Source organism: Bacillus sp. FSL M7-0307, assembly GCF_038627835.1.
GTDB lineage: Bacteria > Bacillota > Bacilli > Bacillales > Bacillaceae > Bacillus > Bacillus altitudinis.
The window spans coordinates 1,669,735-1,695,217 of record NZ_CP152023.1; the positions used below are offsets into that span (position 1 = coordinate 1,669,735).

Below are 25,483 nucleotides of genomic sequence, written 5' to 3' on the forward strand. Positions count from 1 at the left end.
GGACGTGTACGCTTTGAAGTCAGAGAGAAAAGCAGAAATTATTGCAGTCGGTTCCGAACTTTTGCTAGGGCAAATTACGAATACGAATGCACAATTCATCAGCAAACAACTAGCTGAAAATGGTGTGAATGTTTATTACCACACAGCAGTTGGTGACAATCCAGAGCGTTTAAAAAGGGCCATTCAAGTGGCACAGGAAAGATCGAATTTTATTATCTTCTCAGGTGGTCTTGGACCAACGAAAGATGATTTAACAAAAGAAACCATTGCAAATACGCTCGATAAAGAGCTTGTGCTAAATGAAGAAGCATTTGAGTCTATTCAAGAGTACTTCCGTAAAACCGGACGTGATATGTCGCCGAACAACCGTAAACAGGCGCTCGTTCTAGAGGGATCTGATGTGTTCGTAAACCGTTTCGGAATGGCACCTGGTATGTTTATACAAGAGGGAGATACGTTTTACATTCTGCTCCCTGGACCGCCAAGTGAATTGCACCCGATGTTTGAAAACGAAGCGAAGCCGCTTATTTCTGAAAAACTCGGCCTAAAGGAAAAAATCGTGTCTGTTGTCTTGCGTTTCTTTGGCATCGGTGAATCTCAGCTGGAAACAGATCTTGAAGATTTAATTGATGCACAGACCAATCCAACGATTGCACCGCTTGCAGCTGACGGGGAAGTGACGCTAAGGCTGACAGCCAAGCATGAGGATGAAAAAGAAACAGAGCGTCTGTTAAAAGAAACAGAAGCACAAATTTTAGAACGGGTCGGCGAGTACTTCTACGGATATGGTGATACATCTCTTGCCTTTGAAGCTTCAAAGGCCTTGCATGAACACGGGAAAACAGTAGCAGCGGCTGAAAGCCTGACTGGTGGTATGTTTTCAGAGTGGCTGACAGATCTTGAAGGGGCATCATCCATTTTAAACGGCAGTGTGGTTTGTTACACAAATCAAGTCAAGCAGCAAGTGCTGGGCTGCCGTGAAGAAACATTGTCTTCTCATGGTGCTGTCAGCAAAGAGTGTGCTTTAGAGCTCGCAGAAGGCGTTAGAAAACTGACGGGAAGCGATATCGGTATTAGCTTTACAGGTGTGGCAGGTCCTGAACCACACGAGGGACAGCCGGTTGGAAAAGTATTTATCGGGCTATCGACAAAAGATCAGACAGACGTGTTTGAATGGATGTTTACTGGCAGTCGATCAGGCATTCGCAAGCGTGCTGTGAAATATGGTTTGCACCACCTTCTCAAATTATTAAAAGAAAGTTAATTTTGTTTTTTATGAGGTTTACTCCTTTATAAAAGAGCGTTTTTTCTAATAGAAACAGCTCTTTTCTTAAATAATCTGCCAAGAAAAAATCGAATATGTGTTCGTTTTTTTCTTGGCAAATGACGTAAAACAAGGTATAGTATAGATAGTGGAATTGATAAAGGAGGAAACAATAGAATGAGTGATCGTCAAGCAGCCTTAGATATGGCTCTTAAACAAATAGAAAAACAGTTTGGTAAAGGCTCTATTATGAAACTAGGAGAGCAAACAGATACACGTATTTCAACAGTACCTAGTGGTTCGTTAGCACTTGATACTGCGCTTGGAATAGGTGGATACCCTCGCGGCCGTATTATTGAAGTATATGGTCCAGAGAGTTCTGGTAAAACGACAGTAGCACTTCATGCGATTGCTGAGGTTCAGCAGCAGGGAGGACAAGCTGCATTTATCGATGCGGAGCATGCGCTAGATCCAGTTTACGCTCAAAAATTAGGTGTCAACATTGATGAGTTGTTACTTTCTCAGCCGGATACAGGAGAACAAGCACTTGAAATTGCAGAAGCACTTGTTCGTAGTGGTGCAGTTGATATTGTTGTCATTGACTCAGTAGCTGCTCTTGTACCAAAAGCAGAGATCGAAGGAGACATGGGAGATTCACATGTTGGTCTTCAAGCACGTTTGATGTCTCAAGCACTTCGTAAACTATCTGGTGCTATCAACAAATCAAAAACAATTGCGATCTTTATTAACCAAATTCGTGAAAAAGTAGGGGTTATGTTTGGTAATCCTGAAACAACGCCTGGTGGACGTGCACTTAAGTTCTATTCATCTGTTCGTTTAGAAGTACGCCGTGCTGAACAGTTGAAACAAGGGAACGACATCATGGGGAACAAAACGAGAATTAAAGTTGTGAAAAACAAAGTGGCACCGCCATTCCGTATTGCCGAAGTAGACATTATGTACGGTGAAGGTATCTCGAAAGAGGGAGAAATCATCGACCTTGGAAGCGAACTAGATATCGTACAAAAGAGCGGGGCTTGGTATTCTTATCAAGAGGAACGTCTTGGACAAGGACGTGAAAATGCGAAGCAATTCCTAAAAGAGAATAAAGACATTCTTCTTATGATTCAAGAGCAGATCAGGGAGCACTACGGTTTGGATACAAACGGAGTGAAATCAACTGACGAAGAAGGACAAGAAGAATTGGAATTGAATGACTAAAAAGACGCTGAAAAGCGTCTTTTTTTTACAATTACATAACAGCTAGCGGGTCAAAAGTTCTGTCTTTGCTTGAAATAACGACTTACGCCTCAGTCTGACTAGCTTGACAAGTATTTCCGACACAATTACAATGGGAATGTATCACTTGTTTTTCTTAACATGATTGATAACTAATTTAAACTTGACAAGGGCAGTGAGGATCTCATTCCCTGTGAAGGCCCTGTATGTTGAGACACAAAACAATGTACATGCCGACACTTTATTTGTAAAACCAAGTTCATAGCAAGAGGAGGTGAAAATATGTCGCCTACGATGTTTACGATCATCTCCATTTTGCTGAGCCTAATCTGTTTAGTTGTTGGCTACTTTGTTCGTAAAACCATTGCAGAAGCAAAAATATCCGGCGCAAGAAACATGGCCGAACAAATTGTTGAGGATGCAAAGCGTGATGCGGAAGCATTGAAGAAAGAAGCGCTCTTAGAAGCGAAAGATGAAATTCATTCGTTTCGTGTAGAGGCGGAGCAAGAAGTTCGTGAAAGACGTAATGAGCTTCAAAGACAAGAAAACCGTTTACTTCAAAAAGAGGAAAACCTTGATCGCAAGGACGAGACTTTAGATAAACGGGAGTCCCTGTTGGAGAAGAGAGATCATTCTCTGAATGAACGACAACAACATATTGAAGAGATGGAAAGCAAAGTGGATGATATGATTCGTTTGCAGAAAGCTGAGTTGGAGCGTATTTCTAGTCTAACTCGAGATGAAGCGAAACAAATCATTCTGGATCAAGTTGAAAATGAGCTTTCCCACGACATTGCAGTCATGACGAAAGAATCTGAAAACCGGGCGAAAGAAGAGGCTGATAAAAAAGCGAAAAACATTCTTTCACTTGCGTTACAGCGTTGTGCAGCTGATCATGTAGCTGAAACAACGGTATCTGTAGTCAATCTTCCAAATGATGAGATGAAAGGTCGTATTATCGGACGTGAAGGACGAAATATCCGTACGTTAGAAACGTTAACAGGTATTGACCTGATCATTGATGATACACCTGAAGCTGTCATCTTATCGGGCTTTGATCCGATAAGACGTGAAACAGCGAGGATAGCTCTGGACAAGCTAGTCCAGGATGGACGTATTCATCCTGCACGAATTGAAGAAATGGTGGAAAAATCACGCCGTGAAGTCGATGATTATATCCGCGAGATGGGTGAGCAAACGACATTTGAAGTCGGAGTTCACGGTTTGCATCCGGATCTCATCAAAATTCTCGGTCGCTTAAAATTCCGTACAAGTTATGGACAAAATGTCCTGAAGCATTCAATTGAGGTTGCACATCTTGCAGGTCTCATGGCTTCAGAGCTTGGAGAAGATGCAAAGCTTGCAAAACGAGCAGGTCTTCTGCATGACATTGGAAAAGCCATTGATCATGAAGTAGAAGGAAGCCACGTGGAAATTGGCGTTGAGCTTGCGACGAAATATAAAGAGCATCCTGTTGTCATCAACAGTATTGCATCTCACCATGGTGACCAAGAACCGACATCTATTATCGCTGTTCTTGTTGCGGCAGCCGATGCATTATCTGCAGCACGCCCTGGTGCAAGAAGTGAGACGCTTGAAAATTACATTCGGAGACTTGAGAAATTAGAAGACATCTCTGAATCTTATGAAGGTGTTGAAAAATCGTTTGCGATACAAGCTGGACGTGAAGTGCGTATTATGGTGAAGCCAGATTCAATTAATGATCTTGAAGCTCACCGTCTAGCAAGGGATATTCGTAAGCGGATTGAGGACGAGCTCGATTACCCTGGTCACATTAAAGTGACAGTTATTCGAGAAACTCGCGCAGTAGAGTATGCAAAATAGAGCGGTGCGCTTAGCGCCGCTTTATTTTTTTGTGTAAATATGCAACACTGATAAGAAGATCATTTTATAAGAGAAAGGGTTCAAAACGTATGAAAATATTATTTGTTGGAGATATCGTTGGTTCACCTGGCAGAGATACACTGAAAGAATACTTGCCAAAGCTAAAGAAAAAATATCAGCCGCACTTTACGATTGTCAATGGAGAAAATGCGGCTCATGGGAAAGGCCTTACTGAAAAAATCTATCACGAGCTGCTTCAAGCTGGGGCTGATGTGCTCACGATGGGGAACCATACATGGGATAAAAGAGACATTTTCGATTTCATCGATGATGCACCCCATATTGTTCGTCCGGCAAACTTCCCGCAAGGTACACCAGGGAAAGGGCTCACTTTTATTAAAAAACAAGGTAAAGAACTAGCTGTCATCAACTTGCAAGGCCGCACATTTTTACCTCCGATTGACTGCCCATTTCAAAAAGTAGATGAGCTTATAGCAGAAGCTTCAAAACGTACACCGTTTATTTTTATTGATTTTCATGGTGAAGCCACAAGTGAAAAGCAAGCAATGGGTTGGTATACAGATGGCCGTGCATCATGTGTCGTTGGAACACATACACATGTTCAAACAGCAGATAACCGCGTCTTGCCAAAAGGAACTGCTTATATTTCGGATGTTGGCATGACTGGTCCTTATGACGGCATTTTAGGTGTTGATCGGGAAACGATTATTAAACGATTTAAAACGAGCCTTCCTGTCCGTTTTGAAATTGCAGAAGGCCGCACGACATTAAGTGCAGTGATCGTAGAAATTGACGAACCGTCGAAAAAAGCTGTCAAAATTGATCGAATTTTGATAAATGATGACCATATTTTCTTTGAATAAATATTCACATATTTATTTCAGAAAAATATTAATCAGAAAGAAGGAATATGCGCCCTCTATCGTGAATATAGTAAAAATGGTAGGTAGCCTGCTATTTTTGAAAAACATTTTGGGGATGGATTTTCAAAAAAATAGCAACATCTAACAAAGATTGTTCTAATGAACACTCACTTATCCATTGTAAATTTAAGGGGGAGCAAAAATGGAAATTTTAAAAGTTTCAGCAAAGTCAAATCCAAATTCAGTAGCAGGAGCATTAGCCGGCGTTTTACGTGAACGCGGTGCAGCGGAAATACAGGCTATCGGCGCTGGAGCACTGAATCAGGCGGTCAAGGCTGTCGCCATTGCAAGGGGATTTGTTGCGCCTAGCGGAGTGGATTTGATATGCATTCCAGCCTTTACTGACATTCTTATCGATGGAGAAGAAAGAACAGCAATCAAACTGATTGTTGAACCACGATAATTCTAATTTTATTATTTTCAACCTGCTTACATCATGTAAGCAGGTTGTTTTTGTTTACCGCTATACATTTCTCATATAACATATTTCTTTCACAAAATAGATAGAAAATGACATATTAGAGCTTGCATTTTTTCACCATGATGATAAATTAAGATTAAGTTGAAAATACTTCATCAAAAATAAATATTTAAGTAGGTGAAATAATGGTTGAAGCTTTTTTAAAAAGAGGAAAGCTTGTTTTTATTTTATTTTTTATCGTTCTCATTGCTGGAGGTTATTTGTTTACACAGCTTCCTAAACGAGAACTGCCAGAGTTTCAAGCGAATATTGTAACCATTTCGACTGTTTTCCCTGGTGCAGATGCAAAACAGGTAGAAAGTGATGTCACCAATAAGCTTGAGTCGGCCATTTCTGATATCAATGGTGTAGAGAAGACAAGCTCTGTTTCTGCTATTGGTTTCTCAAATATTGTGCTTGAAATTGATGATCAAGCCGATTTTCAAAAGGTGGCAAGTCAAATCAAGAGTGAAACCACAAATGCCGCCTCTTCTTTTCCAGATGGTGTGATGGAGCCAGATGTAAAGGATGAGTTTGGCAACGTGCCAGTTGGTTCTTATATGATTGTAGCAAGTAAATCATCTGATTTAGCAAAAAGTCAGGAATCGCTGCGTGCGTTAAAAGAAAAAGTGGAGGACATCAAAGGTGTTGATGGAGTTGTCATCAAAGGATTCAATGACAAACAAGCGATATTGAACTTGGATTCAAGTAAACTGGAGGATAACGGGTTAAACGTGACCGATGTCACAAATGCCATCAATCAAGAATTTGAGACATCCCCTCTAGGTGACGTCCAGGCAGATGGAGAAAAGGTCAAGCTGTCCATTGATGCCTATGATCGTTTAGATCAAATCAAAAAGATTGAGATCTTCTCAAAAACGAGCCGAGAGCCTGTTACAATCGGTCAGCTTGGTCGTTTAAAAGAAGTAGAAAAAGAGAAAAGTGATATCGTTTCATATAACGGAAAGCCAGCCTATTCATTTACAGTCAATATCAAGCCAGGACTGGATATTCCTAAAATGTATGACAAAGTCAGTGCGGTCATTGAAAAAGAGAAAGAGCTGCCAAATGGTGTGGATTGGATAGACTACTATTCACAAAAAAGTGAAGTAGATGCTATTTTTAACGATTTAATCAAAGAAGCGATCGTGGCTGTCATCGCCGTCATTGTCGTCACCACACTTGGTCTAACCATTGGTGGTGCGTTTATCGTTTCACTTGCGATTCCGCTATCCATAACGATCGGAACCATCCCGCTGCCGTTTTTACAAGTGGACCTTAATCAAATTTCAATTATTGGCTTTATCATTGCCCTAGGGATACTTGTAGATGACGCCATTGTCGTCAACGATAATATTTTAAGGCAGATGAAAAAATACGAAAGTCCGCTTAAAGGAACAATTGCAGGTGTAAAAGAAGTGGCTGGATCCATTTTAACGTCAACACTGGCAGTTGTCTTTGCCTTCTTGCCGCTTGTTTTCCTTTCTGGTGCGAACGGTTCATTTATTCGAGCGTTACCGTCTGTTCTAGTCACAACTGTACTTGCGTCAATGGTTATTTCATTGACACTTGTGCCAGTGTATCAATATACAGCAAACCGAAAAAGAAAGAACAAGAAGATTCAAAAGGAACCGGGCTTTTTAGGCAAACCATTAAAAAGATTAGCTGATTTTTATGCAGATCGAGTACTGACAAACATCGTGAAGCGGCCACTTCTCATTGGATTAAGTGGTTTGCTCGTTGCCACACTTGCCTTTTTGCTTATTTTCGCCACACCATTTGAGTTTTTCCCTGCGGCGAATAAGAAAGAAGTTGTTGTCACTGTGACACTTCCAAGTGAAACAACCTTAGATAAAACAAATGACACATTAGAGAAAATAGAACAAGAGATCAAACAGCAAAAAGGCATTGAAGAGACGGCCATTTTTGCAGGCGGCGGTGTGCCGAACTTGTTTAATGAAAGCATTTCAAACGCAAGTGATCATACTGGTCAGATTGTTGTCAGAGTAGACAATGAGCAGATGACAAGCAAAGCATTGATCGATCGTATGACAGAGCCATTGCGAAAGAAATTTAAAGATGCTGATATCTTTATGAAAACCATTGTTCAAGGTCCGCCAACTGGAGCGCCTGTGACCGTAACCATTGCAGGAGAACAATTTTCAAAGCTCGTTGATGTGAAAGAGAAGCTCACAAAAGAAATGAAAGAAAGCGGAGCAAGTCTGATCACAGACGATGTCAATCAACCGGTGAAAACCATCTCATTTGAATTAAATCGTGACCGAATGGCAGAGGATGGGCTCACTGCTCAGTTTGTCAGCAGACAGCTTGGCCTTGTCACAGAAGGAATTCCATTAGGCACCTTTAAACAAGGAACAGATGACATCGATCTCGTAGTGAAACAAGACATGAGCACACATCAAAACGGACTGAAGCTAAAAGACATCAAGGTGCCTGTGAGTGCAAATGAGGGTGGCATGCCTCAACTTGAGCCGCTTAGCCGATACGTAAAAGAAAAAGAAACAGAGCAATTTGAAAGCATTCCGCATGAAAACGGGATGCCAACGATCACATTAAAGGCATATCCTGGCACATTAGATACGTTTAAAGACGATATGAAGGAAGTCGTAAATGAAGTTGGGAAAAGCGATGCAGCGAAGAATTTGACCATTTCTCAGGGCGGAGAAAATGAAGATCAAACCCAATTCTTTATTGAAATTAGTCTCTTATTTGGGGTAGTTTTGCTGCTCATTTATGTGACCATCGCTTTCCAGTTCAATTCACTCATGCTTCCGCTTTTAGTTCTTGGAACGGTTTACTTAGCGATATCCGGCGCCATTATTGGACTATTTGTCACTCAAACGCCGTTTAGCTTTATGGCCACAATGGGGATTGTCTCATTGGCAGGTATTGTTGTCCGAAATGCGGTCGTTTTGTTTGAATTTATTGAACAGAGGCGCAAGCAAGGTCTCGATCAACAGGCAGCTGTGATTGAAGCGGGGAGAGCAAGGATTAGACCTATTTTGCTGACAGCATTTACAGCACTTGTCGCTCTTATGCCCGTTGCTTTAAGTAATGACCCACTCTTTAAGCCGCTAGCGATCTGCATCGTATCAGGTGTCTTTTTCTCAACGATTCTTACACTACTGATTGTGCCGGCTTTATATGTGGCCGTTTCAAAAAAACGCTGACAACTTAAAAGCAAATCTCCGAATAAAAGGAGATTTGCTTTTTTTTTTAGAAAAATATCTAAAAAAATATGTGGAGTGTTCATTTGTCTTCTCCTGAAAGACATCAGTATTTACGTCTAAAATAAGACATGATAAGATCGGATTGGGAGAAGTTTTTTAACAAAGGGGTTGTACGTCATGTGTGGAACGATGAAAGCGATTGTTAAAAAAGAAAGCGCTTACGGAGCGACGATGATGCAAATGCCGATTCCAGAAATAAGTGATCATGAAGTGCTCATCCAGGTAAAGGCTACATCAATATGCGGAACGGATGTGCATATTTATAATTGGGATGATTGGGCGAAGGGGAGAGTCAAAGCACCGTACATTTTTGGTCATGAATTCACAGGGGAAGTTGTCAAAACGGGGAACCAAGTCTCTCGAGCGAAAGTAGGGGATTTTGTATCGGCTGAGACGCATATTGTCTGTAATCAGTGTTACATGTGTTTAACGGGTCAGCAGCATTTGTGTAGCGAAACGAAAATTTTAGGGGTCGACATTGATGGCTGTTTTGCTGAATATGTCAAAGTACCAGAACAAAATGTGTGGCATAATCCAGCTCAAATGCCAGTGGAACTTGCATCTATTCAAGAACCGCTTGGAAATGCTGTTCATACAGTTCTGCATACACCTGTTTCAGGAAAGTCAGTGGCGGTTTTTGGCTGCGGGCCCATTGGTTTAATGGCGATTGCGGTTGCAAAAGCCTCCGGGGCTGTCCAAGTGTTCGCTGTTGATAAAAATGAATACAGACTGGATCTTGCCCGTAAAATGGGTGCAGATCATATCGTGGATATCGGAAAAGATGATCCTGTTGCCATGATCAAGCAGCTCACGCGGATGGAAGGGGCAGACGTGATGTGTGAGATGTCAGGACATCCCGTTGCGATTAATCAAGCACTCGAAGCTTGTGCAAATGGAGGGAAAGTGAATATACTAAGTTTGCCAGAGCGGCCGGTAACCATTGACATTACGAATCAAATTGTTTTTAGGGGATTAACCGTGCAAGGGATCACGGGGAGAAAAATGTTTGAGACGTGGCGTCAAGTATCTGAACTTTTAAGAACGAATACCATTGATGTACAGCCGGTTATCACCCATACGTTGCCATTTGAAGATTTTGAAAAGGGATTTGAACTCATGAGAAATGGTACGTGCGGGAAGGTGGTACTGATCATGCCATCATATCAAAGGGGGACGAAATGATGAAAGAATTTACGTATTTACAAGATGAATTGGACACAATGAAGCAGCAAGGCACCCATCAAACACTGAAAGAAATCGATTCCAAACAATCATCCACGGTGACATTAAATGAACAATCCGTCATACAACTCTCTTCAAATAACTACTTAGGTCTCACCTCACATCCAAGGCTGATGAAAGCGGCAAAAGAGGCGATTGATGAATTCGGTGCTGGAACAGGATCTGTACGAACCATTGCTGGAACGATGACAATGCATGAACGGCTTGAAAAAAAGCTCGCCGCTTTTAAAAAGACAGAGGCAGCCCTTGTATTCCAATCAGGCTTTACGACCAACCAAGGGGTCTTATCCAGCATTCTCACAAAAGATGATATTGTCATTTCAGATGAGCTGAACCATGCCTCAATCATCGATGGGATTCGCTTAACAAAAGCAGATAAAAAAGTATATGCTCATTCTAATATGGAAGAGCTTGAGAAAATTTTAAAAAAATCGATGAATTACCGCGTTCGTCTTATCGTGACAGATGGTGTGTTCTCAATGGATGGAGATATTGCACCGCTTCCTGAGATTGTAAGACTTGCAGAAGCATATGATGCCTTTGTGATGGTAGACGATGCCCATGCGTCTGGAGTACTTGGTGAAAATGGGCGCGGAACGGTGAATCATTTTCAACTTGACGGCAGAGTGCATATTCAGGTTGGCACACTTAGTAAGGCAGTTGGTGTGCTAGGCGGTTACGTCGCTGGTTCTGCCGTTTTAATCGACTACTTAAAGCATAAAGCAAGACCATTTTTATTCAGCACCTCACATCCGCCGGCTGTCACTAGAGCATGTGAAGAAGCCATTGAAGTGCTGTTAGACGAACCGGAGCGCATTGAAACTCTTTGGGAGAACGCTGCCTATTTTAAAGAAAAAGTCATCGGTCTTGGATTTGAGGTGGCACCAACAGAAACGCCTATTATTCCGATGATGATTGGAGACGAGGCACTCACTTTCCGGTTTTCAAAAGCATTAATCGAGCGCGGCGTTTTCGCTCAAGGCATTGCTTTTCCAACTGTAGCGAAAGGAAAAGCGAGAATTAGAGCCATCATCACAGCAGAGCACACAAAAGAAGAGCTTGACCGTGCACTGACAATCATCGAAGAAGAAGCAAAAAAACTGAATATACTTGATTAAGAGAGCTGAGGCTCTCTTTTCTTTTGATCAAGAGTATTGATGACTGTCCAGATGATAGACATTTTTCATAGAAAAAACACATATGAATTTATTTTCAATTCACGACAAAATAGTCTATACTGTAGGGTGGAGCTTGGTTTGAAAGGAGTACAAATTCATGAATGAAGAGCAGAGAAAAGCGAGCGGACAAGTAAGTTCATCGGACAAAAAATCCGAGAAGGACTACAGCCAGTATTTTGAAGCTGTGTACATTCCGCCTTCCTTAAAAGATGCAAAAAAACGGGGTAAAGAAGAAGTCGAATACAATCAATTTCAAATTGACGAGCGGTTTCAAGGGTTAGGGAACGGCCGCAAGTTTTATATTCGCACATATGGCTGTCAAATGAATGAGCATGACACAGAAGTGATGGCTGGTATTTTTATGGCGCTTGGTTATGAACCAACAAATTCGACTGAAGATGCGAATGTCATCTTATTAAACACTTGTGCCATTCGTGAGAATGCAGAAAACAAAGTGTTTGGAGAGCTTGGTCATTTAAAAGCATTAAAGCGTGAAAAGCCAGATTTAATCTTAGGCGTCTGCGGATGCATGTCGCAAGAAGAATCGGTCGTTAACCGTATTTTAAAGAAACACCCATTTGTTGACTTGATTTTCGGTACCCACAACATTCACCGCCTGCCAGAGCTATTATCTGAATGCTACCTTTCAAAAGAAATGGTCATTGAGGTTTGGTCTAAAGAAGGCGATGTGATTGAAAATCTTCCGAGAGCCCGCCAAGGAAAAATTAAGGGCTGGGTGAATATTATGTACGGCTGTGATAAATTCTGTACATACTGTATCGTCCCTTACACGCGCGGTAAGGAAAGAAGCCGCCGTCCGGTTGAAATTATTCAAGAGGTCAGACGCTTAGCAGCAGAAGGATATAAAGAAATTACCCTTCTTGGTCAAAACGTGAATGCGTATGGAAAAGATTTTGAAGACATGGAATATGGTCTTGGTCACCTAATGGATGAGCTGCGTAAAATCGATATTCCACGTATCCGTTTTACAACAAGCCACCCGCGTGACTTTGATGATCACTTAATTGAAGTGCTTGCCAAAGGCGGAAACCTTCTCGATCATATTCATTTGCCGGTTCAATCAGGAAGTTCTTCTGTGCTGAAACTCATGGCAAGAAAATACGACCGTGAACGTTACCTTGACCTAGTGCGCAAAATCAAAGAGGCAATGCCAAATGCTTCATTAACAACGGACATTATCGTTGGTTTCCCTAATGAAACAGATGAGCAGTTTGAAGAGACGCTTTCCCTCTATCGTGAGGTTGAGTTTGATGCGGCTTATACGTTCATTTACTCTCCAAGAGAAGGAACACCAGCAGCCAATATGAAAGACAACGTGCCAATGCGTGTAAAAAAAGAACGTCTGCAGCGCCTGAATGCACTCGTAAATGAAATTTCTGCGAAAAAAATGAAGGAATATGAAGGGCAGACTGTCGAAGTATTAGTAGAGGGTGAAAGTAAAAACAACCCTGAGATCCTAGCCGGATATACAAGTAAAAGCAAGCTTGTGAATTTTAAAGCACCAAAAGAAGCGATTGGCAACATCGTCAAAGTGAAAATCACACAAGCCAAAACTTGGTCTCTTGACGGAGAAATGGTTGGAGAAGCTATCGAGGTGAATTAAAATGACGCTTTATTCAAAGAAAGAGATTGTCGAGCGCGCAAGAGAGCTCGCGAAAATGATTTCTGAAACAGAAGAAGTTGATTTCTTCAAAAAAGCAGAAGCGCAAATCAATGAAAATACAAAAATTGCAGCGATCATTAATCAAATTAAGGCGCTGCAAAAGCAAGCTGTGAATTTAAAGCATTATGGCAAACATGAAGCCTTAAAACAAGTGGAAGAAAAAATTGATGCCCTGCAAGAAGAACTGGATGAGATCCCAGTGATTCAAGAATTCAAAGAATCACAAACAGAGGTTAATTCCCTGCTTCAGCTTGTAGCGCACACAATTTCTAATCAAGTAACGGATGAAATCATTCTTTCAACCGGCGGTGACCTCTTATTAGGAGAAACCGGTTCAAAAGTGAAAAACTCATCCCCAAGTTGCTCCATTAAATGAGAAAACCCCGCAGATGCGGGGTTTTTTGTTTTCTGATGTAAGAATTGCATACCTTCTTTCTCCTTCAGCTTCCATCAACCCCAATCTCTCACTCTCCAACTTTTCCAATTTTCAAGGCAAGTTTATGGGCGACCATGCATACACTGAAACAGAAATGAATTTAATTGAACATGAGACTCAAAATCGTGACACACTAGACGAATGCCCAGCATAAGATAAAACGATCAAGAACAAGGAGGCATGCCGGAATGTCTGAATACAGAGAAATTATTACAAAAGCGGTGGTTGCAAAAGGGAGGAAATTTACCCAAAGCACACACACCATTTCTCCATCGCAAAAACCAACCAGCATCCTAGGCGGTTGGATCATTAATCATAAGTACGATGCTGAAAAAGTCGGTAAAACAGTTGAGATTGAAGGTACATTTGATATTAACGTGTGGTATTCTTACGCAGACAACACGAAAACCGAAGTGGTCACAGAACGTGTAAAATATGTAGATATCATCAAACTGAGATATAAAGATAAAAACTTCCTTGATGATGAGCACGAAGTGATTGCGAAAGTCTTACAGCAGCCCAATTGCTTAGAAGTCACCATTTCTCCAAATGGCAATAAAATTGTCGTTCAAGCAGAGCGTGAATTCATTGCTGAAGTAGTAGGGGAAACCAAAATTGTTGTAGAAGTCAATTCAAGCTGGAAAGAAAAAGATGATCACGAATGGGAAGAAGAAGTGGATGAGGAATTAGAAGATATTCATCCAGAATTCCTCGCAGGTGATCCAGAAGAGTAATTGATGACTAGGGCGCATATCCCCCTAGTTTTTTTGTGCTTTGATCTAGGGAAAAAAGGTGAATTTTTATGCTATAATGAAAGATGGTATGAATTCGAAAGTAATATAGTGAGGGATTAGAAATATGGCAAGTTATACGCCCATGATACAGCAATATTTAAAGATCAAGGCAGATTACCAAGATGCCTTTTTATTTTTTCGCTTAGGCGATTTTTATGAAATGTTTTTTGATGATGCAAAAGAAGCAGCACAAGAATTAGAAATTACGTTAACAAGCAGGGATGGCGGCACGATTCCAATGTGTGGTGTTCCATATCATTCTGCGTCTGCATACATAGAACAACTGATTGAAAAAGGTTATAAAGTCGCCATTTGTGAGCAGGTGGAAGACCCTAAAACGGCAAAAGGTGTGGTCAAAAGAGAGGTCGTTCAACTGATTACACCAGGTACGGTCATGGACGGCAAAGGACTGAATGAAAACGAAAATAACTTTATCGCGTCTGTTTCCAGTTTTCAAAATGGCTACGGTCTTGCGCTTTCCGATTTATCAACAGGTGAAAACATGGCGGCTTTCATTGAACGGTTAGATGAAGTTGTGTCTGAAATTTATTCTGTCGGTGCAAAAGAGATTGTGGTATCAAAGCAGCTTGATGAAGAAACGGTGAAAACCCTGAAGGAACGCTGCCAAGCGACCATCTCATACGAGGATAGCGATGAATTAATAGATGAAGCGGAACGACTCGTTGCTCATCTTGACGAACATCTAAAAAGAGCATTTTTAACACTCTATGCATACTTAAGAAGAACGCAAAAAAGGAGTCTTGATCATCTTCAGCAAGTTCAAGTGTTTCAGCTTGAACAAACGATGAAAATTGATCTTTACTCAAAAAGAAACCTTGAATTAACAGAAACCATCCGTTCAAAAAGCAAGAAGGGTTCTTTATTATGGCTCTTAGATGAAACAAAAACGGCAATGGGCGGAAGATTGCTGAAGCAATGGATCGATCGTCCGCTCATCCGCCTTTCACAAATCAAAGAACGCCAGGAAATGGTGCAAATTTTGATGGAACATTTCTTTGAGCGAGAGGATCTGCGAGAACGTTTAAAGCAAGTGTATGATCTTGAACGTCTAGCGGGCCGTGTGGCATTTGGAAATGTGAATGCCCGTGATCTCATTCAATTGAAAGAATCTCTCAAGCAAGTGCCGGCTATTAAAGAGCTTGTCCATTCTCTCCCGGAAGAAATGGCAAAATCTAGAGCAAATGACATCGACCCATGCGGTGATTTACTTGATTTATTAGAAGATGCTCTTTATGAGAATCCGCCGATGACGTTAAAAGAAGGCAATTTGATTAAAGACGGCTACAATGCAAAATTAGATGAATATCGTGATGCGAGCCGAAACGGGAAAGATTGGATCGCTCGTCTTGAACAGCAAGAAAGAGAATATACAGGCATTCGTTCGTTGAAAGTCGGCTTTAATAAGGTGTTTGGCTACTATATCGAAGTGACCCGGGCAAATACGCATTTATTAGAAGAAGGTCGTTATGAAAGAAAACAAACCCTTGCCAATGCAGAGCGGTATATTACACCTGAATTGAAAGAAAAAGAAGCCCTTATTCTTGAGGCGGAATCAAATATTAGTGAATTGGAATATGAACTATTTTCTGCGCTTCGGGAACAAGTAAAAGCGTATATTCCTAGATTACAGCTGCTCGCAAAACAAATGAGTGAGCTTGATGCGCTGCAATGCTTTGCGACTGTGAGTGAAAAGCGGCGTTATGTCCGCCCTGAATTTTCAGCAGATGAAGTGGAAGTCATAGATGGACGTCATCCTGTTGTTGAAAAAGTGATGGATCATCAAGAATATGTGCCGAATGACTGCCAAATGGGCAAAGGGAGACAAACCTTGCTCATTACTGGTCCGAATATGTCAGGGAAAAGCACATATATGAGACAAATGGCATTGATCTCAATTCTTGCGCAAATTGGCTGTTTTGTGCCAGCATCAAAGGCAACCCTTCCGATATTTGACCAAATCTTTACACGCATTGGGGCGGCAGATGATTTGATTTCTGGTCAAAGTACTTTTATGGTAGAGATGCTCGAAGCAAAAAATGCAATGGTACATGCGACAAAGAACAGCTTGATTTTATTTGATGAAATTGGACGCGGGACAAGCACTTATGATGGAATGGCTCTTGCACAGGCAATCATTGAATTTGTGCATGATCATATTGGTGCCAAAACCCTTTTCTCCACTCATTATCATGAACTGACGGTACTTGAATCCCAATTAAGCGAACTGAAAAATGTCCACGTACGAGCTGAAGAGCATGAAGGGACAGTTGTTTTCTTACATCAAATCAAAGAAGGAGCAGCGGATAAAAGCTACGGCATCCATGTAGCGCAGCTTGCTGAACTGCCTGATGCGATCATTGATCGAGCTCAGACCATCTTAACGGAGCTTGAGAGCGGATCACATGAAGTGATTCCGCGCGTCTCTAAAGCCCCGAAAAAAGAACTGGCTGAGGAAAAACAGCAGCTTTCTTTCTTTGAAGTGGAAGAAAAACCGCAAACAAAACCTTTGCTGAAAAACAAAGATCAAGCAGTGATCGAAGAATTGAAGTCATTTAATTTAATGGATATGACACCGCTTGAAGCGATGACAAAGCTATATGAATTGCAAAAGAAATTATAATGTAAGGTGAGGTGAGCAAGAAATGGCAAAGATTATTCAGTTATCCGATGACCTATCAAATAAAATTGCAGCTGGTGAAGTGGTCGAACGTCCGGCTTCTGTCGTGAAGGAGCTCGTGGAAAATGCGATCGATGCTAGTAGTACTGTCATTGAAATCGATGTAGAAGAAGCAGGACTTTCTTCTATTAGAATTATTGATAATGGGGTGGGAATCGATGCTGAAGATTGTAAGCTCGCCTTTCAGCGTCATGCGACGAGTAAAATCAAAGATGAAAATGATCTGTTTCGTGTCAGGACGCTCGGTTTCAGGGGGGAGGCGCTGCCAAGTATTGCCTCTGTCTCTCACTTAGAAATGAAGACAAGTACCGGTGAAGGTGCTGGAACACACTTAGCTCTCCAAGGCGGGAAGATCATTTCGGAGAAAAAAACCTCTGGCCGTCGCGGCACCGAAATTGTGGTCACCAACTTATTTTATAATACGCCAGCCCGTCTAAAATACATGAAAACTGTTCATACGGAGCTTGGCAACATTTCTGATGTTGTGAACCGAATTGCACTTGCTCATCCAGAAGTGTCGATTCGTTTGCGACATCAAGGAAAAGTGCTGCTTCAAACAAATGGAAACGGAGATGTGCGGCATGTGCTTGCGTCCATTTATGGAACGGCAGTGGCCAAAAAAATGCTGCCACTACATGTACAATCACTTGATTTTGAAGTGAAAGGCTATATTTCCTTACCAGAAGTGACAAGGGCATCACGTAATTATATGTCTTCTGTTGTCAACGGCAGATATGTCAAGCATTTCCCGCTGGTGAAAGCCATTCATGAAGGATACCATACACTGCTCCCGATCGGACGCCATCCGATTACATTTATTGAGATGAAGATGGACCCAATTTTAGTCGATGTGAACGTACATCCTTCTAAACTTGAAGTAAGATTAAGTAAAGAGCAGGAACTTCATGAGTTGATCAAACAAGGGATTAAGGACGTCTTTCAAAAGCAGCAGCTTATTCCAAGTGCTTCAGTGCCAAAAAAAGCACCAATGCCAGCAGTGAAAAATGAGCAACAGTCATTATCTTTTGATTCTAAACAAACAATGAATAGCCGAATGGAAACACCTGTTTCCTATGAGCCGGACTCGCTCGCATCGGCTGTATACGAGACCAGTCAGAACGACACATACGGTATGCGTGAACCGGAAAGTACGGAAGCGACTTTACCAGCATCGTCTGAAGAAACGTTTGAACATGTATATGTAGAGGAATCTGCAGCTTCGCATGAACAACATGACGAAGTGATACTGGAAGACAGTGCAGCCCAGCATCAGGCTGAAAGTGAACGTGTCCCTGTCATGTATCCGATTGGACAAATGCACGGAACGTATATTTTGGCTCAAAATGAACGCGGTCTTTATATCATCGATCAGCACGCTGCCCAAGAGCGAATCAAGTATGAGTACTTTCGTGAAAAGGTAGGAGACATTGAACAGGAAGTGCAAGAAATGCTTGTTCCATTAACTTTTCACTACTCAAAAAACGATATGTTGATTATTGAAGAGCATATCGATATTTTAGCAAAAGTAGGGGTCTTCTTAGAGCCATTCGGATCAGGCAGCTATATCGTTCGATCGCATCCGCAGTGGTTTCCTAAAGGAGAAGAGGCTGAACTCATCGAAGAAATCATTCAGCAAGTACTTGATGAAAAGCGTGTGGATATCAAGAAACTGAGAGAAGAAGCGGCGATCATGATGAGTTGTAAAGGCTCGATTAAAGCAAATCGTCATTTGCGTCACGATGAAATCAAAGCCTTATTAGATGAACTCCGGCAAACACAAGACCCATTTACATGTCCGCATGGCCGGCCAATTATGATTCATCATTCCACATATGAAATGGAGAAGATGTTTAAACGGGTCATGTAGCGAGGTTTGAGATGGTGGGTGAATCGGTTTGCCCACCAATTAATTTTTCAATCCGATAGTTTGGTTCGTGTTTTTGTGATGTGAAGATAAACACCCGCTGTCATGTTGTAAGGATAACCCCTTTCCTCAAATGGATAGGGGTTTTTGTTATTTGGTTATACGATTAGGTGTAGCGTGATATGATTGTAAAAAGGAGGGAATATGATGACATTCAAAAAAGCGTTCAATATAGGTTACTTTGTTTTGCTTTTATCTTTTTTTGTCGTATATTTTTTGCTTCCAGTCGACCAACTATTTACCGCAATGATGATTCTAACCTTACTATTTGGCGTATATCAATTTGTGATTTTTAAAAAACTAAAAGAGCAAAAACAACAATAAAAAACACCATTTGACTGAGGTTTTTTTAACGATAGATTTTATGTGGGTTTGCCAACTAAATGATGACAGACCATAATGAGATATGGTGTAACAATTATATAAAATGCAGTAAGCACAGTGGCAAGGGATGTGATGAATGAGAAAAAGCGCTCTAAGAGCGCTTTTTTGTTTAGCATCCGCAAGGATTTGGCGGTGTGACGACAACTGGCCGTTTATTAATATCAATCGTATCCTCTGCATAAAATGTGGAACCAATGCTGATCGCACGATTTTCTGCGCGGAACGTATATGTACCTGCAGCAGGAAGTACTTTATGAGAAAGTTGTAATGTATATTGGGAACTTCCGAATAAATCGAAACGAGCTGGAATGCGGACAGTTTTTCCGTTGTTCAAAATGTAACTGTCTTTTAATGCTTTTCCGTTGATAATATCCTTTGTTGTGGCTTGAAAACCTGCTGGTAAAGTAAATTCAACTGCACCAATACTAAGAACAGAATTTGGACGGTAAGTCAGGTCAATGTCAGAAAAAGACCATTCCTGTTTACTTGCTCCTGTGATTTTTGCATAAAGTGCAGCTGGTCGTGCATTTGTTGAAGCTTTGCCTTCCTCTGTTTTAGCCCCTTCAGCTGATGCGGCTAGCGGTACTGAGAGTGCCATGACCAATGTAAGCATCCCCATCATAATGATTGTCCATGTTTTCTTCATTTCTTCCTTCCCCCTTGGTTGATTATAGGTAAATAATAGATGATTACATCCATTATTTACCTATAAGATTACCATATTCATATATGTCATTAAATGGTATTTTATACCCTTATTTTGCTTGTTTTTTAGTAATAACGGGGTAGGAATGCATTTGGTTGGTTCATTCCGTAAGCATTTCCTGTCATATGATGATTTGCCGGCATCATCATCTGCATATCATGATAGCCATATGGCTGGTAGGGAGCCATACCATAATTGCCGTAGTGACCGAAGTGATGGTGATCGTTCATCTGTACATTTGAATAGGGTTCATACTGCTTCATAAAAGGGGAATAGGCTGAATGATGATGCGGATGGTGTCCGCTATAAGCATCTTTTTTACCGGTATGATAATGATTTGGCATATTCATAGCGTCATGCATGTTTGGTGCGATCATATGCTCATGATTGGCTGTATACACATTTTCAAACGTGTGATAGGGATTTCCTTGATGGTAATGGTTGGTTTGGTTATTCATATTGTTCATTTTGTATCTCATCCTTTTTTTCAGGTTGCCATATCTTATGAACTGCACCTGTTTCATGAGCCTATCCATATGAAAGAAAAGAACAACATGCAACAAAAAAACCGGCTTTTCAGCCGGGAAAACAAAAGCAGGTGAAGCGTCAAGCACTAAAATGAGAAGCTATGTCTTTTTCTGCGACGCTTCTTACATCTGCTACAGACACTTTTAGGAAAATAATGGGGATCGTAGCTTCTTGACGTATCCCAAAAATCGCTCTCAAACCAATCATCTTTTTTATGATAAGACTTCTTTTTTTCACACGGCTCAATATGGTGATGATCGTCATGCTTTTTATAGCATTTTGAGTGGGAATGTTTGCTCTTGCATTTGCACATTGTCATCCCTCCTAAATGTGACTCAATGCTAGTATATGCAAGAAAGGTGTACGAGGACTGGATGGTGGCGCTCCTTTTGTAAAAAAAGGCTAATTCTTTAAAAACTCAAATAAAAAGAATTGACTAGTGCTAAATTAACATGATAAAATATAAATTTTTATCCTCTGCTGAAATGTGTTATAATGATATTGTGAATACTTTCGGAGGTGGCGGATTTGTTTCAAATAGGTGATAAAATTGTTTATCCAATGCATGGAGCCGGTGTGATTGAAGGAATGGAAGAAAAAGAGATTTTAGGTAAGACGCAGGAATATTTTCTGATTCAAATGCCGAATATGCAGATGATGGTCCCAAAAGGCAGAATCAATCAACTAGGTATACGTCCGGTAGCTGATCAAGCTACGCTGAAAGTTGTGATGAACAATTTTGCAGAAGAAACAAACGACGACACGCTTACTTGGAAGCAAAGATATGATGAAAATCTGAAAAAGCTAAAAACAGGTTCGATTGAAGATGGCGCAGACGTTGTCAAAGATCTGATGAGACGTAATCAGAAAAAAGCCTTAAATTCTAGTGAAAAGAAGATGCTTGAAGATGCACGGGGCATGTTAGTGAGCGAAATTTCACTTGCACAAGGCATGTCGCAAGATGAAGTGCTGACAGCATTAGAGAATGAATTAAGAGTTTAATGCTGGATATACAGAGACTGGCTGTAAACAGAAGGAGATATTCCTTTTGTTTACAGCTTTTTTATTTGAAAAAAGATGAAAATTCCCAATTTTGTAGGTGTTTTTGACTAAAACTAAAATGAGGTCATAGGATTTAGTTTTTACTTACACATGAACCGTTTTAAAGAAGCCGAAAATACCTAGGGCAACATAAAAAAACAGGTAACTTCTCCTGATTCATGAAAAGGAGCCGGACATTCTTTGAATTCTTTTAGCGATTGATAGTAAAATAATGCGATAAGATAACATCGAAGAGAATGAAAAGGAGCGGTGAAATGAAAAGACTACTCATAAGTGGATTCATCTTTCTCATCCTGTGTGCTCTTTTAATGGTGAAATGCAGCCATTCTATCCAAGAAAATAAAGAGCAAAAACAACATCATGAAGAAGTAGAAAAGTATAAGAAAGAGCGAAAAAAAGGGGATCAATATGAAAGTTTTAAACAGCTTATACGGCATGAAAGAGACGGCTATGAGATAGAGTTTCATGAAAAAGGGGGAAGTGACTTACTTGTCTTTTCTCCTCACGGCGGCGAAATTGAACCAGGAACAAGTGAAATTGTAGAAGCATTTGAAAAGAAGTACTCTACGTATTTATTTGAAGGGACAAAACAAGATAACAATCGTGACTTGCATATCACTAGTACAAAATTCGATGAACCGATTTTGGTTCAAATGATTAAAACATATCCCTTTTCTATATCAATCCACGGCTATAAAAGTGATAGAAGACATACACTTGTGGGCGGGACAAACGAAAAAATGCAAGAAGCGGTTGTGCGAGAACTAAAAGACCGGGGCTTCTCCGCAGAGCTCGTGCAAAAAGGCGAGCGCCTCTCTGGAACGGATCCAAACAACATTAATAATCAAAATGCCAGTGGCGAAAGTGTCCAGTTAGAAATTAGTACGGCGCAGAGAAAAGCCTTTTTTGACAACTTTGATACGAGAAAAGGAAAGAAAAAAGCATTTAGTCGCTATGTCAGTGGTTTAAAAGAAGTGCTTAGAGAATTCGACCCTTCTTCGTAGAAAAAAGGTTTTGATGGGCAAAAGTACTCTCTTTAAACTTGGTAAAAAAGATAGAAATGTGCAAAATCAACATAAAATATGAAATAAATGACAATTTGCCTTAAAATCATAAATTATGTAAAATAATAGTTATCAGTTTGATATGATAGAATGGGGCTGAAGTGGATGGCACACAAAATACCATCTTCCGAAGTAGGTGTAAAAATCAATCAATGGTACACACATATTTGCAAATTTGAAGTCGATCAGGCAAACGATATGAAGCGCCTTGTTGAAGAAGACATTCATGAGATGGAAGAAGATCAAGATTTATTACTCTATTATTCTCTCATGGATTTTCGCCATCAAATGATGCTTCAGCACTTAACGCCAGTCCATGCAGGGAATGAATCGCTTCAAGCGGTTTCTTTTCCAAAAGAAATTGAAGAGGCAGAAGATGAGATGACGGGTTTATTGGGTTATTACTTTCATTTTTTTCATGGAATGTATGCATTTACCCAGCACCGGTATATCGAAGCCATTTCCTATTATAAGCATGCGGAACATCAGCTGATCTTAGTGACAGATGAGATCGAAAAAGCGGAATTTTATTATAAAATTGCTGAAGTATACTATCATATGAAACAAACCTATTTTTCTATGCATTATGCGAAAAAAGCGAGAGACATCTATAAGAAACATCAGCTTTATGGAAAAAGAAGCATTCAATGCGATTTTGTGATGGCAGGTAATTGGATTGATGTAAGTCAGCATCAAAAAGCGCTCCCTTATTTAGAAAAAGCTTTAAAAGTGTGTGAAGCAATGGAAAGAAAAGAATGCACATCTTATTTTAAGGCGATGGCCCTCAATAACTTAGGAACTTGTCATTATAGTATGGGAACCTACCATACAGCGACTGTCTTCTTTGAACAAGCCATTTCACTTTATCAAAAAGATCAAGCTGCAATGATGATCAAATCATTGTTTTCACTGGCTCTTACTTGTTTTAAACTCGAAGATATGGAGCGAGCGAGTGAGGCTATAAAGGAAGGCATGAATCAGGCCTCTATATTGGGAGATGAAATTTATCAATTGAAATTCCAATTTTTACAGGCACTCTATATAGAAACAGACAGCTGGGAACAATTGAGGTCAGCCCTTTTGGGACTACGAAACAAAAAAATGTTTGCTGATTTAGAGGAATTGGCACTTGATGCGGCTAATTATTATAAGGAACGCGACATGTACAAGGAATCTTCCACTTTTTTTGAAATTGTGATCGAAGCGCGTACGCACATTCAAAAAGGAGATGAGATGTATGAGAACGAAGCATAACATGTCAGCTGCTCAAGTAGAAGAAAGACTTCACACATAAAAACAGATAAAACAACACCCTTTACGAAAAACGTAAAGGGCTTTTTTATTTATTCTTGAATTGCTTTTTCTGCGTCGATGGCACCTGCTCCGTAAATCATTGGATCCTCTCCAGACCACTTGCTTGTATTTTCTTTTAATAAAGTTTTGACTTCATCAGGAGTTAAATCTGATGAATGCTCTAATAATAGTGCGCAGATACCGGCACAAATGGGTGTCGCCATCGAAGTGCCAGATAATGTCGTATAAACATCATCGACTCTGCTTGATTTATCTAGTTTATCTAGGAATGATCTTGGTGATCTAAGAGAGACGATATTGACTCCTGGTGCGAGGAGGTCGGGCTTTGTTTCACCATAGACCGTTGGACCTCTGCTCGAAAATGGTGCCACGACATCGTCACTTGATTCGGGCGTATTTCGATCATCATAGGCTCCGACTGTAATGACTTTTTGACTCACGGCAGGGCTGGCGATCGTTTGACTGTTAGGGCCGGAGTTCCCAGCAGCAACGCATACGACAATCCCTTGATCCCAAGCCGCATTGACAGCGCGCACCATCGGATCGTCTTGTTCGTCATCATAACGCTGCGCATCGCCGCCAAGTGACATACTGATAATGTGAATTGGGTCGTCAGGATGGTCTTCGTTGAACTGTATGCACCATTCAACACCTTCTATAATAGTAGAAAGTGATCCAGCGCCTTGTTTATTTAACACTTTTACCCCAATGATATTGGCTTTTGGAGCGGGTCCTTTGTATAAGCCGTCTGAAGCAGCTCCGTCTCCAGCCACATCCCCAGCGCAATGCGTTCCATGACCGTTATCATCATAAGGTTTCGTTTTTTGTTTGACTAAATCTACAAAGTCGCGAATTCTTCCTTCTAAGTCCTGATGTGGGTATACGCCCGTGTCAACGACCGCAACCGTAATGCCTTCGCCAGTTAAGGTCGTGCCATTTCGAACGACTTCATCCGCATGACTTGATTGTGTCGCCACATCCAGCAGTGCATGTACCTGTCTATCTAAATATATTTTGCGAATATGCTTCCCATTCGCTAAGAGTTCCTCTAAAGCAGCAGGGGTAAGATGAGCTGCGCAGCAGTCAATGTGTGAAAAATGTTTTTTGATGTTTGTTTTTCTGCTTTTTTTCAATAGCTGCTTTGTGCTTTGAATACCTGCTTCGACTGCATCTTCTTTAAATTCAATGATGACCCGAAGCTTCTTGCTCTTCTTTAACCTACCTTCAAAAAAACGATGAAGAAAACAAGGTGTCCACTTAAAAGGCTTATAGAGGTGAAGGACGGTCTCTCTTAAAGGTTGATCCAATTTACTAGCATGTGTTCTGACCATTTGTACCATGGAAAATCCAAACATGTGATGCCCTCCATTCTAGCTATCAATTCTCGTACACTCTTACGTTATGAACATGACAGCATCTTCGTTCGGATTCTTGTCCCTTCTTTTGTTCATATTGGCGTCTGACTC

At 40.8% G+C, this 25,483-nt stretch carries 20 protein-coding genes; 17 read left to right on the top strand and 3 right to left on the bottom strand.

Annotation, left to right across the window (positions count from 1 at the left end):
* Positions 1-13 precede the first annotated feature (13 nt).
* From MHI41_RS08455 to MHI41_RS08520, 14 genes are all read left to right on the top strand, one after another.
* A complete protein-coding gene (locus MHI41_RS08455) occupies positions 14-1,264 on the top strand; it encodes a competence/damage-inducible protein A (RefSeq protein ID WP_342494708.1) in 1,251 nt (416 codons plus the stop codon).
* 177 nt (positions 1,265-1,441) lie between these two features.
* Positions 1,442-2,485: a recombinase RecA gene (gene recA, locus MHI41_RS08460; RefSeq protein ID WP_007499478.1), complete on the top strand. Its 1,044-nt coding sequence runs from the start codon at positions 1,442-1,444 to the stop codon at positions 2,483-2,485.
* A gap of 300 nt (positions 2,486-2,785) precedes the next feature.
* Entirely contained in the window at positions 2,786-4,348 is a 1,563-nt protein-coding gene (gene rny / locus MHI41_RS08465; RefSeq protein WP_007499477.1) for a ribonuclease Y, read from the top strand.
* Between the two features lie 89 nt (positions 4,349-4,437).
* A complete protein-coding gene (locus MHI41_RS08470; protein WP_019744184.1) occupies positions 4,438-5,232 on the top strand; it encodes a TIGR00282 family metallophosphoesterase in 795 nt (264 codons plus the stop codon).
* A gap of 202 nt (positions 5,233-5,434) precedes the next feature.
* Positions 5,435-5,695 carry a stage V sporulation protein SpoVS gene (spoVS, locus tag MHI41_RS08475; RefSeq protein WP_003211281.1) on the top strand — a complete coding sequence of 87 codons (261 nt, stop codon included), beginning with the start codon at positions 5,435-5,437 and terminating at the stop codon, positions 5,693-5,695.
* Positions 5,696-5,898: 203 nt separating this feature from the next.
* Entirely contained in the window at positions 5,899-8,943 is a 3,045-nt protein-coding gene (locus tag MHI41_RS08480) for an efflux RND transporter permease subunit (protein WP_342494709.1), read from the top strand.
* 177 nt (positions 8,944-9,120) lie between these two features.
* On the top strand, positions 9,121-10,185 hold the full coding sequence (gene tdh, locus MHI41_RS08485) for an L-threonine 3-dehydrogenase (RefSeq protein WP_342494710.1): 1,065 nt from the start codon (positions 9,121-9,123) through the stop codon (positions 10,183-10,185).
* The gene (locus MHI41_RS08490; protein WP_007499472.1) at positions 10,182-11,363 is read left to right on the top strand and encodes a glycine C-acetyltransferase; all 1,182 of its coding nucleotides are present in this window, start codon (positions 10,182-10,184) and stop codon (positions 11,361-11,363) included. The genes tdh and MHI41_RS08490 overlap by 4 nt, the downstream gene beginning before the upstream one ends.
* Positions 11,364-11,520: 157 nt before the next feature.
* Positions 11,521-13,047: a tRNA (N6-isopentenyl adenosine(37)-C2)-methylthiotransferase MiaB gene (miaB, locus tag MHI41_RS08495; RefSeq protein WP_342494711.1), complete on the top strand. Its 1,527-nt coding sequence runs from the start codon at positions 11,521-11,523 to the stop codon at positions 13,045-13,047.
* Position 13,048: 1 nt separating this feature from the next.
* Positions 13,049-13,483 (top strand): RicAFT regulatory complex protein RicA family protein, encoded by a 435-nt coding sequence (locus tag MHI41_RS08500; RefSeq protein ID WP_008344661.1) that lies wholly within the window; start codon positions 13,049-13,051, stop codon positions 13,481-13,483.
* A gap of 248 nt (positions 13,484-13,731) precedes the next feature.
* Positions 13,732-14,277, top strand: coding sequence for an outer spore coat protein CotE (cotE, locus tag MHI41_RS08505; RefSeq protein WP_007499466.1), 546 nt, complete (start codon positions 13,732-13,734; stop codon positions 14,275-14,277).
* 124 nt (positions 14,278-14,401) lie between these two features.
* Positions 14,402-16,978 (top strand): DNA mismatch repair protein MutS, encoded by a 2,577-nt coding sequence (mutS, locus tag MHI41_RS08510; RefSeq protein WP_342494712.1) that lies wholly within the window; start codon positions 14,402-14,404, stop codon positions 16,976-16,978.
* Positions 16,979-17,000: 22 nt separating this feature from the next.
* Positions 17,001-18,902 (top strand): DNA mismatch repair endonuclease MutL, encoded by a 1,902-nt coding sequence (gene mutL / locus MHI41_RS08515; RefSeq protein ID WP_342494713.1) that lies wholly within the window; start codon positions 17,001-17,003, stop codon positions 18,900-18,902.
* Between the two features lie 204 nt (positions 18,903-19,106).
* Complete coding sequence (locus MHI41_RS08520; RefSeq protein WP_019744190.1) at positions 19,107-19,283, top strand: hypothetical protein; 177 nt, start codon at positions 19,107-19,109, stop codon at positions 19,281-19,283.
* 169 nt (positions 19,284-19,452) lie between these two features.
* On the opposite strand, the gene bslA is transcribed toward MHI41_RS08520, so the two are convergent.
* Both bslA and MHI41_RS08530 read right to left on the bottom strand, forming a co-directional pair.
* Positions 19,453-19,989 carry a biofilm surface layer hydrophobin BslA gene (gene bslA / locus MHI41_RS08525; RefSeq protein ID WP_017359045.1) on the bottom strand — a complete coding sequence of 179 codons (537 nt, stop codon included), beginning with the start codon at positions 19,987-19,989 and terminating at the stop codon, positions 19,453-19,455.
* Positions 19,990-20,114: 125 nt separating this feature from the next.
* Entirely contained in the window at positions 20,115-20,516 is a 402-nt protein-coding gene (locus MHI41_RS08530) for a hypothetical protein (protein WP_035701075.1), read from the bottom strand.
* 589 nt (positions 20,517-21,105) lie between these two features.
* On the opposite strand from MHI41_RS08530, the gene MHI41_RS08535 reads away from it, so the two are divergent.
* The 3 genes from MHI41_RS08535 (at position 21,106) to MHI41_RS08545 (ending at position 23,957) form a co-directional block, all read left to right on the top strand.
* Entirely contained in the window at positions 21,106-21,579 is a 474-nt protein-coding gene (locus MHI41_RS08535) for a CarD family transcriptional regulator (RefSeq protein WP_007499456.1), read from the top strand.
* 314 nt (positions 21,580-21,893) lie between these two features.
* Positions 21,894-22,643 carry a poly-gamma-glutamate hydrolase family protein gene (locus tag MHI41_RS08540; protein ID WP_008344021.1) on the top strand — a complete coding sequence of 250 codons (750 nt, stop codon included), beginning with the start codon at positions 21,894-21,896 and terminating at the stop codon, positions 22,641-22,643.
* Positions 22,644-22,808: 165 nt separating this feature from the next.
* Positions 22,809-23,957 carry a Rap family tetratricopeptide repeat protein gene (locus tag MHI41_RS08545; protein WP_058213763.1) on the top strand — a complete coding sequence of 383 codons (1,149 nt, stop codon included), beginning with the start codon at positions 22,809-22,811 and terminating at the stop codon, positions 23,955-23,957.
* Positions 23,958-24,046: 89 nt separating this feature from the next.
* Here MHI41_RS08545 and MHI41_RS08550 read toward each other — a convergent pair whose 3' ends face one another.
* Positions 24,047-25,372: a S8 family peptidase gene (locus MHI41_RS08550; protein WP_272511534.1), complete on the bottom strand. Its 1,326-nt coding sequence runs from the start codon at positions 25,370-25,372 to the stop codon at positions 24,047-24,049.
* Between the last annotated feature and the right edge of the window lie 111 nt (positions 25,373-25,483).